Genomic DNA, 9113 nt, shown 5'->3' with positions numbered 1-9113 from the left:
CCGCCCGCACCCTGCGACGGCCGGACCCCTGGAAGGGCAGGCGCCGGACGGCCTGCCACCACCGGCACCGGTCCACGACCCCGCACCGGGCGGCGGGGCGGCGTCCGTATCTGGGGCGGCGGACGGCGGTGACGGGTCGCCGGAGACGGAGACCGCGCCGCCGCGGGCGGGGGCGCTCAGCCGCCGCGTTCTGATCGGCGGGGTGGCCGCAACGGCCGCGCTCGGGTTGTCCGCGTTCGCCGTGTTCCGCCCCGACCGTGGCCTCCTGGATCCCGGCCGCCCGGTCCTCCGGCCGGGTGGCGAACGTACGGACCGTCCCGGTCAGGGCGTCTCCTCGCCAGGAGCGAGCGGCAGCCCGGCACCGACCGCGCAATCCACCCCTGCGTCCTCACCTGTCTCCTCACCGGCAGCCTCGGCCGAGCCGTTCGGCACGCCGGTCAGGCAACCCGCGGCGCTGCCTTCGAAGTACGGCCAGGCGGTGGCCATGTCCGTCTCGGGGACCACGGTCGTGTGCGCCACCCGCAAGGGGGCGGTGCTCGCTTGGGACACGGCGGGTGACGGCGCTGCGGGCGACGGCGCTGCGGGCGACGGTGCTCGGGGCGTCATCCGGATCGGCGACGGCGGGGCGGCGGCCACCTCGGTCGCCGCCGGGCGCGTGGGTGACCGGCCGGTGGTCGCCTCGGGGCACGCCGACGGCAGGATGCGGTTGTGGAGCCTGACGGGCGAGAGCCTGGCCGGCCACCGGGCCGGCGACCCGATCATCGCGGTCACGGTCACGGACGAGGGCACGGCGATCGCCGTGTCGCAGAAGTACGACATCACCAGGGACCTGCACAGCGTCGTGCGGCTGTGGGACATCGGCACCGGCAGGCAGATCGGTTCCGCGATCGACGATCACTACCAGGGTGTTCACGGGCTGGCGTTCGGGCGGCTCGGGGGCGACGACGTGCTGGTCACGGGGGACGGACGCGGGCGCGTCCGGGTGTGGCGCCTGCCGGTGGGAAAGTTGCGGCACTCGTTCGGCATGGGCACGTACAGCGGGATCGAACTCCTGGCCGGCGGCGAGGTGGCGGGCCGGCCCGTGGTCGTCTCGACGCACCAGAACGCCACCCTCCGCGTGCACGACCTGGCGACGGGCAAGCGGATGAAGATGTGGAACTTCAGCGGCGCAAGCCCTGACGACCGGGGCACCATCGCGCTCGTGGCGGGGCGGCTCGGGGAACTGCCCATCGCGGCCGTGACCCACGCCCCCTTGGGCGGCGACGTCTTCGTCCGGGTCTGGGACCTCGACGACGGCGAACCCATCGGCACGCTGGGCCCCGCGGACGGGGGCGCCGCCCAGGCCCTGGCGCTGGCCGACCTCGGCGGCAGGCCGGTGGTCGCGGGCGTGGACGCGAACAGGACGGTACGGATCTGGAGCCTCGGCCCGCCCTGACGCCGCGGGGGGCAATCATGCTCGTGGCGCCCCGGGCAGTGCGCCGGACCGGTCAGCCGGGCGGCCCGGCGGCGGGCACGCCGTTTCCGGCGCGGTCGCGGAGCGCGTCGATGCGCTTCATGATCGGAGTGGCCGTGAGGCCGTGCAGGGCGACCGAGGCCACCACGGTGAAACCCGTCACCGCCCACAGTTCCTCGGCGGGCACGCCGAAGCCGGTCTGGCCCAGCGCGTACGCCAGGTAGAACAGCGACCCGATTCCCCGGATGCCGAAGAAGGAGATCACCAGGCGCTCCCGGGGCCCGGCCGGGCCGCGCACCTGGGCGAGCCAGCCCGTCAGCGGCCGGATGACGAGCAGGAGCAGCAGCCCGACGGCCGTGCCGCGCCACGTGAGCCCGGACAGGCCGCCGGCCGCGACGAAGCCGCCGAGCAGGAGCAGCAGCCAGGCAGTGAACAGCCGCTCGATCTGCTCGACGAAGCCGTGCAGGACGTTGTTGTAGCCGTGGCCGTGCTCGCCCCGCCTGATGGCGCAGGCGGTGACGAACACGGCGACGAAGCCGTACCCTTGCACGAGTTCGGTCACCCCGTACGACAGGAGCGTGGCGGCGAGTGCGACGAAGCCGTCGCGGCGTTCCGACAGGCGCAGCCCCCCGGACGGAGCGCGGAAGAACAGGCGGCCGAGCAGCCAGCCGATCAGCAGTCCTGAGACGATGCCGGCGGCGGTGCGGTAGAGCACGTCCATGAGCGCCCACTCCCCCACCCAGCCGGCGCCGCCGGCCACCGCGACGGCGATGGCGGCGTGCACGAAGGGGAAGGCCAGCCCGTCGTTGAGCCCGGCCTCCGAGGTGAGGGCGAAGCGCACCTCGTCGTCGGCGTTCTCGGCGTCGACGGGCTCGCCGACGTGCACGTCGGAGGCGAGCACCGGGTCCGTGGGCGCCAGCACGGCCCCGAGCAGCAACGCCGCCCCGGCCGGCCAGCCGAGCAGGAGGGTGGCGGCGACGGCGACGCCGGCGACGGTGAGCGGCATCGACAGGCCGAGCAGCCGCCACGTCGTGGACCAGGAGCGCAGCCCGGCCCGCCGGTTGATGGCAAGGCCGGCCCCCATGAGGGAGACGACGACGCACAGTTCGGTGATGTGCTCGAGCGCCGTCCGGTGGGCGACGGGGTCGGGGTCGGGCAGGCCGATCGGCAGGGCGAACAGCACCATGCCGCCCAGGAGGTAGACGAGAGGTAAGGACAGGGGTCTGCTGGCGAGCGCCTGCGGCAGGAAGGCCGCGAGCAGCGCGGCTCCACCGGCCAGGGCCAGGATGAGATCGGGAGTGGTCATCGCCTGATCTCCTGCCCTGGCGGTCGCGAAAAATCCGCACAACCCGTCCGCCCCCTTTCGCACGTCACGTGCAAGAAGGCGGGGTTGCGCCCCTGCGGTGATATGTGATGGTGTGCCGCTTCTGGGCCTGGCGGACGGCGACGGGCCTGCCCGGGGCCGGCCGCCTCCTTCGACTCAAGGAGGCTTTGTTGCCGTTCATCGTCGATCTGACCAGCGGGAACGTCGTTCGCGAAGACCGCTCCGCCGAGAGGGGACACTACGGCGGGTCCGTTCTCGGGCTGCGACTGCTGAGCGAGCGCGTGCCCGCGGGGCTGGATCCGTACGACCCCCGCGCCCTGCTGTACGTGGCCGCGGGCATGCTGGGCGGGACGGAGGCGCCCGGCCTGGCCAAGGCCGTGTTCCTGGCCAAGTCGCCGCTGACGGGGGTGGCCGGGGAGGCGCACGCGCTGGGGCCGTTCGCGGCCGGGATGCGCGGGGCGGTGGCGAAGTCGCTGGCCGTGACCGGGCGGGCCGAGCGGCCGTCGTACGTGCTGGTGGAGGGCGGCGAGGTCACCTGCCACGACGCGAGCGGCCTGTGGGGGCTCGGCGTGGCCGCCACGACGGACGCGCTGCGCGCCAGGCACGGCGCGACGGCGCAGGTGGCGACCATCGGCCCGGCCGGGGAGAACCTCGTCAGATACGCGAGCGTGGTCACCGGCCACGCCCATCCCGCCGGGCGGTACGGCCTGGGCGCGGTCCTCGGCGCCAAGAACCTCAAGGCGATCGTGTGCGCGGGCGACGCCCCCGCGCCGGTCGCCGATCCCGGCACGGTCGCCGCGCTGACGGCCTTCTACCGGGAGTCGCTGGACACGAACCCGCTGGCGGCACTGCAGGCCCGCGAGCCGGGCTTCGCCGGGTGGGCGGGTGATCCCCTCGACCCCGGCTACGTGTCCGTGCGGAACTTCTCGATGCCGGGGGCGAGCGGGCTGCGTGTCCCGGACGCCGGGGACTACGACGGGCGGGCGGTGGCGACCACGGGCGCGTGCCCGGGATGCCCGAACGACTGCCTCAAGGTGTACGCCCCGCCCGGGACGGCCGAGCGGCGCACCGGCGGGCTCGGGCAGGAGGCGTTCCTGTCGCTCGGGTGGAACCTGGGGATCGACGACCTCGACGCCGTGCTCGCCGCGAACGCCCTCTGCAACGACCTCGGACTCGACCCGGTCTCACTGGGCGGGACGCTCGCCTTCGCGATGGAGTGCGCGGCGCGCGGCCTGCTGCCGGGCGGCCCGGCGTTCGGCGACGCGACGGCGCTGCCTGGCCTGATCGAGGACGTCGCCGCCCGCGCCGGCGCCATGGGCGACCTGCTGGCGGAGGGCTCTGCCAGGGCTGCGGCGCGGGTGGGGGCGGGCGCGGCGGCGTACGCGATGGCCGTCAGGGGCGTGGAGATGCCGTGTTTCGATCCGCGCGTCCAGCCGGGCGTGGGGCTCGGGTACGCGCTCGCGCCGGGCGGCCCGCGCTACGACGCCGTGGAGCACGACCTCGACTTCGATCCCGTCCTGGGGCTGGGCTACAGCTTCCCCGAGGCGCGGCGGATCGGCGCCGAGCCCGCCCCCGCCGGGGTGCTGGACGAGGAGCGCGGGCGGCGTACCGCCCGGCTGCTGCGGCTCTGGAGCGGGCTCGACGCGCTCAACCTGTGCGTCTTCGCCTCCTCCCCCACGCGCCCGCTGACCATCGACCGCCTGACGGCGCTGGTCACCGCCGTGCTCGGCGACGGGTTCACGCTGGACGACCTGCTGGCCGCCGGGCAGCTCCGGCTGGACGAGCTGCGGGCGTACGCGGTCAGGGAGGGCGGCGGCCCCGGCGAGCTGCCCGCGCGCATGCACGACGAGCCGATCACGGAGGGCCGCCACAAGGGCGCGGTGCTCGACCGCGCCGCGTTCGCGCGGGCGAGCGCGGCGTTCTACGCGGAACTCGGTTGGCCGGATATTTCCCGATAGAACGGTTGATCTCCCTCTTGTTCGGTCGACGAGGCCGCTGTTATGGTCAAGTCAATCGTTTGACCTGCGTGAGGGAGATCATCGGGGATGGCTGTCACGATCGACCTGAGCGGGCGCACGGCGCTCGTCACGGGCGGCGCGGGGGGTCTCGGGCTGGCGTGCGCCCGCGCGCTCGCCGAGGCCGGGGCCGACGTCGTGCTCTCCGACCTGGAGAGCCCGCGGCTCGCCGAGGCGGCGGCCACGCTGGGCGTCACCGCCCGGTCCGCCGACCTCACCGATCGTTCCCAGGTGCGGGCGCTGGCCGCCGGTCCGGGCCGGATCGACGTGCTGGTGAACTGCGCCGGGGCCATGCGCACCACGCCGCTGCTGGACATCGAGCCGGACGAGTGGCTGCGGATCGTGGACACCAACCTCAACGCCGCCTTCTGGCTCACCCAGGCCGTCGGCCGGCGCATGGCCGGGCAGGGCGGCGGCTCGATCGTCACCCTCGCCTCCGTCGCCGCCCGCTCCGGCCGCCCGGACGCGGCCCACTACTCCGCCGCCAAGACGGCGCTGCTCTCCCTGACGAAGTCGGCCGCCGAGGCGCTCGCCCCCGTACGGGTCAACGCGGTCTGCCCCGGCGTCTTCCTCACGCCCATGTGGGAGGAGATCATCCGCGACCGCGACCGGCGCTTCGGCTCCGGCGCGGGCGCGGGCTACCTGCGGGAGGTCGGCGAACGCTCCCCGCTGCGCCGCCCCGGCCGACCGGAGGAGGTCGCCTCCGCGGTGTTGTTCCTGGCCAGCGACCTCGCGTCGTTCGTCACCGGCCAGGCGCTGAACGTCGACGGCGGGCTGGAGATGAACTGACCGTGCCCGCCGACCCCACGCAGACGTTCAAGCTGCTGCCCGAATTGTTCGGCGACCGCGCGATGGCCGTGATCTTCTCGGCCGAGCGCACCGTGCTCGCCTGGCTGCGCGCCGAGGCCGCGCTCTCCCTGGCCCAGGCCGAGGCGGGCGTCATCGGGGCGGCCGACGCGCGGGCCATCGCCGCGGCCTGCGTGCCGGCCACGATCGACCTCGACCGCCTGTGGGAGGAGGCGGCGAACGTGGGCTACCCGATCCTCCCCCTCGTACGGATGATCGCGGCGGCCCTGCCGGACGGGCCCGGCGGCCGGGTGCACTACGGCGCCACCACGCAGGACATCATGGACACCGGCCTCGCCCTGCAGATGGGCGAGGCCCTCGACCGCCTGGCCACGCTGCTCGGCTCCTTCGGCGAGGAGATCGCCCGCCTGGTGGCCGCGCACGCGGACACCGTCGCCGCCGCGCGCACGCACGCCCAGCAGGCGGTGCCCACGACGTTCGGGGCGAAGCTGGCGGTGCTGCTGGCGGAGGCGGCGCGGCAGCGCGAGCGGGTGGCCCGCGCCGCCCGCCAGGTGCGGGTCGTGTCGCTGTTCGGTGCCGGCGGCACGTCGGCGGCGATGGGCGAGCGAGCCCGGGAGGTGCGCGAGGGCATGGCCGGGCGGCTCGGCCTGCGCGCCACCGAGGTGCCCTGGCATGTGGCCAGGGACGGCGTCGCCGAGTTCGGCGTGACCTGCGCGGGCCTGGCGGCCACGGCCGCCCGCTTCGCCCGCGAGATCGTGGACCTGTCCAGGACCGAGATCGGCGAGGTGCGCGAGGCCGGCGGCCACCACCGGGGAGCGTCCTCAACGATGCCGCAGAAGGCCAACCCCATCGGCTGCGAGGCCGTCATCGGCATGTCCGGCACGGCGGGCGCGCTCAGCTCCGGCCTGTTCCGCGCGATGGAGGCGGGCCACGAGCGTGCGGCCGGCGAGTGGCAGATCGAGTGGTACGTCGTGCCGCTGCTGGCTGAACTGGCCGCGGGCGCGCTGGCCACGGCCGCCGACGTGGCCGCCGGGCTGCGGGTCTACCCCGCCGTCATGCGGGCCAACCTGGGCGCGGAGGGCGGCCTGATCATGGCGGAGGCGTACATGATGCGCCTGGCCCCGGTGCTGGGCCGGGAGAAGGCGCACGACCTGGTCTACCGGGCGGCCCACGAGGCGCGCGAGCGCGGGCGGGCGCTGGCCGACGCCCTGCGCGACGTCGCCGGCCCCGACGACCTGGCGGGCCTGGGCGCGCTGCCCATCCCGCCCGAGTCCTACATCGGCGACGCCGGGGCGATCTGCGCCGCGGCCCTGGACGCATGGAGAAAGAGCGTTGAGTGAGAGACGGCTCGCGGACCTGCTGGCCATGTGGCGGATCCGCGCGTTCGAGGAGAAGGTGCGCGACCTGCGGGCCGAAGGCCCGATCGTGGGATCGGTGCACCTGTGCATCGGCCAGGAAGCCGTCCCCATCGGCGCGTGCGACGTGCTGGAGCCGCACGACGCGCTGTTCGCCACCTACCGCGGGCACGGCTGGGCGCTGGCCAGGGGCGTGCCGCCGCAGCCGTTGTTCGCCGAGCTGACGGGCCGGGCGAGCGGCGTCAACGGCGGCCGGGGCGGCTCGGCGTACTTCACGGCCGCCGAGCACGGGTTCCACGGCGAGAACTCGATCGTGGGCGCCGGCGCGCCGATCGCGTGCGGCGCCGCACTGGCGGGCAGGTTCGACGGCTCCGGCCGGGCCGCCGTGAGCGTGTTCGGCGACGGCGCGATGAACCAGGGCGCGGTGCACGAGGCGATGAACTTCGCCGCCGCCCTCTCCCTGCCGGTGGTCTTCGTCTGCGAGAACAACCGCTACTCGGAGCTGACGCCGATCGCCGACATGGTGCGCACGCCGCGCCTGGCCGGCCGCGCGGCCGCGTACGGGATGCCGGGGCACCGCGTCGACGGCAACGACGCCGAGGCGGTGCGCTTCCACATGCGCGACGCCCTGGAGGTCGCCCGCGAGGGCGGCGGGCCGACGCTGCTGGAGTGTGTGACCGAGCGGCTGGCCGGCCACTACATCGGCGACGCCGAGACCTACCGTCAGCCCGGGGAGCTGGAGCGGATCAGGCGCAGGGAGCCGATCGCCCGGCTGCGCGAGGGGCTGCTCGCCGACGGGGTGCCCGCCGCCGACGTCGACGCGGTGGAGCGCCGGGCTCGGGCGGAGATGGACTCCGCCGCCGCCGCGGCGCTCGACGCGCCGTTCGCCGACCCTGCGACCGCGAGGGAGCACCTGTATGCCTGACCGCGAGCTCACCTACGGCGAGGCCGTGAACGCGGCCCTGCACCGGCTCATGGAGGAGCTGCCGGAGACGCTGGTCTACGGCGAGGACGTGGGCGTGCCCGGCGGCGTGTTCGGCGTGACGAGGGGCCTGCGCAAGCGGTACGGCGACCGGGTGTTCGACACGCCGATCAGCGAGTCGGCCATCCTCGGCAGCGCGGTGGGCGCGGCGATGATGGGCCGCCGCCCGATCGTGGAGATCATGTGGGCCGACTTCTCCCTGGTGGCGCTCGACCAGATCGTCAACCAAGCGGCCAACGTGCGCTACGTCTCGGGCGGCCGGCTGAGCGCCCCGCTGACGATCCGCACCCAGCAGGGCGGCGCGCCGGGCGCGTGCGCCCAGCACTCGCAGTGCCTGGAGGCGCTGTTCCTGCACGTGCCGGGGCTGCGGGTGTGCATGCCGAGCACGCCGCAGGACGCCTACGACCTGCTGGTGACGGCCGTGCACGGCGACGACCCCACGCTGGTGATCGAGAACCGCACCCTGTACGCCGGCGCGAAGGAGCGGGTGCGGACGGGCGGCCCGGTCGCGCCGATGGGAGGGGCACGCACCCGCCGTACCGGCTCCGACGTCACGATCGTCACTTGGGGCGCGATGACGCACCGGGCGCTGGAGGCGGCCGGAACGCTGGCCGACCAGGGGATGCACGCGGAGGTCGTGGAGACGCCGTGGCTCAACCCGTTCGACACCGGTGCCGTGCTGGAGAGCCTCCGCCGCACCGGCAGGCTGGCGGTCGTGCACGAGGCGAACCTCACCGGCGGCTTCGGCGCGGAGGTCGTCGCCCGCGTGGCCGGCGCCGGCGTGCCGCTGCTCGCGCCGCCCCTCAGGATCGGCACGCCCGACGTGCGGATGCCGGCCGCGCCGACGCTGGCCCAGGCCCTGGTGCCCGGCGCCGGCCGCATCGCGGACGAGGTGCGCGCCCTCGTACGGCAGGAGGCGCCGCGATGAGAGGCGTCTGGCACTTCTCGTTCACGGTCGCCGACCTCGACAGGTCCGTGGCGTTCTACCGCGACCTGCTCGGCCTCACCCTCGTGCACCGGCAGGAGCAGGACAACGCCTACACCCGCAGGCTGGTCGGCCACCCCGACGCCGTGCTCCGCGTCGCCCAGCTCGCCGTGCCCGGCCAGCCCCGCGGCCTCTCGACCCACGACCTGGAACTGGTCGAGTACGTACGCCCCCGCGGCCGCCCCCGTGACC

At 75.0% G+C, this 9113-nt stretch carries 8 protein-coding genes; 7 read left to right on the top strand and 1 reads right to left on the bottom strand.

What is annotated here, in order from left to right; translation table 11 throughout:
• Positions 1-1435 (top strand): WD40 repeat domain-containing protein (locus E1267_RS45090; protein ID WP_165960080.1); only part of this gene is annotated, 1435 nt, incomplete at its 5' end.
• A 52-nt stretch (positions 1436-1487) separates the two neighbouring features.
• Here the strand turns inward: E1267_RS45090 and E1267_RS40440 are convergent.
• Entirely contained in the window at positions 1488-2759 is a 1272-nt protein-coding gene (locus E1267_RS40440; RefSeq protein WP_132341076.1) for a cation:proton antiporter, read from the bottom strand.
• A gap of 188 nt (positions 2760-2947) precedes the next feature.
• Here E1267_RS40440 and E1267_RS40435 point away from each other — a divergent pair, with 188 nt between their 5' ends.
• The 6 genes from E1267_RS40435 to E1267_RS40415 form a co-directional block, all read left to right on the top strand.
• Entirely contained in the window at positions 2948-4735 is a 1788-nt protein-coding gene (locus E1267_RS40435; protein ID WP_165960079.1) for an aldehyde ferredoxin oxidoreductase C-terminal domain-containing protein, read from the top strand.
• 87 nt (positions 4736-4822) lie between these two features.
• Positions 4823-5581: an SDR family NAD(P)-dependent oxidoreductase gene (locus E1267_RS40430; protein ID WP_132341072.1), complete on the top strand. Its 759-nt coding sequence runs from the start codon at positions 4823-4825 to the stop codon at positions 5579-5581.
• A 2-nt stretch (positions 5582-5583) separates the two neighbouring features.
• The gene (locus E1267_RS40425; protein ID WP_220449915.1) at positions 5584-6939 is read left to right on the top strand and encodes a lyase family protein; all 1356 of its coding nucleotides are present in this window, start codon (positions 5584-5586) and stop codon (positions 6937-6939) included.
• The gene (locus E1267_RS45085) at positions 6932-7879 is read left to right on the top strand and encodes a thiamine pyrophosphate-dependent dehydrogenase E1 component subunit alpha (RefSeq protein WP_220449914.1); all 948 of its coding nucleotides are present in this window, start codon (positions 6932-6934) and stop codon (positions 7877-7879) included. Before E1267_RS40425 ends, E1267_RS45085 begins: the two co-directional genes overlap by 8 nt.
• Positions 7872-8864, top strand: a complete 993-nt coding sequence (locus tag E1267_RS45080) for an alpha-ketoacid dehydrogenase subunit beta (protein WP_165960078.1) — start codon at positions 7872-7874, stop codon at positions 8862-8864. Before E1267_RS45085 ends, E1267_RS45080 begins: the two co-directional genes overlap by 8 nt.
• Positions 8861-9113 (top strand): VOC family protein (locus E1267_RS40415; protein WP_181957909.1); only part of this gene is annotated, 253 nt, incomplete at its 3' end. The genes E1267_RS45080 and E1267_RS40415, both read left to right, overlap by 4 nt.

Source organism: Nonomuraea longispora (assembly GCF_004348345.1).
Taxonomy (GTDB): Bacteria; Actinomycetota; Actinomycetes; order Streptosporangiales; family Streptosporangiaceae; genus Nonomuraea; species Nonomuraea longispora.
The sequence above is the reverse complement of the archived record's forward strand: the minus strand, read 5'-3'. Positions and strand labels throughout refer to the sequence as shown.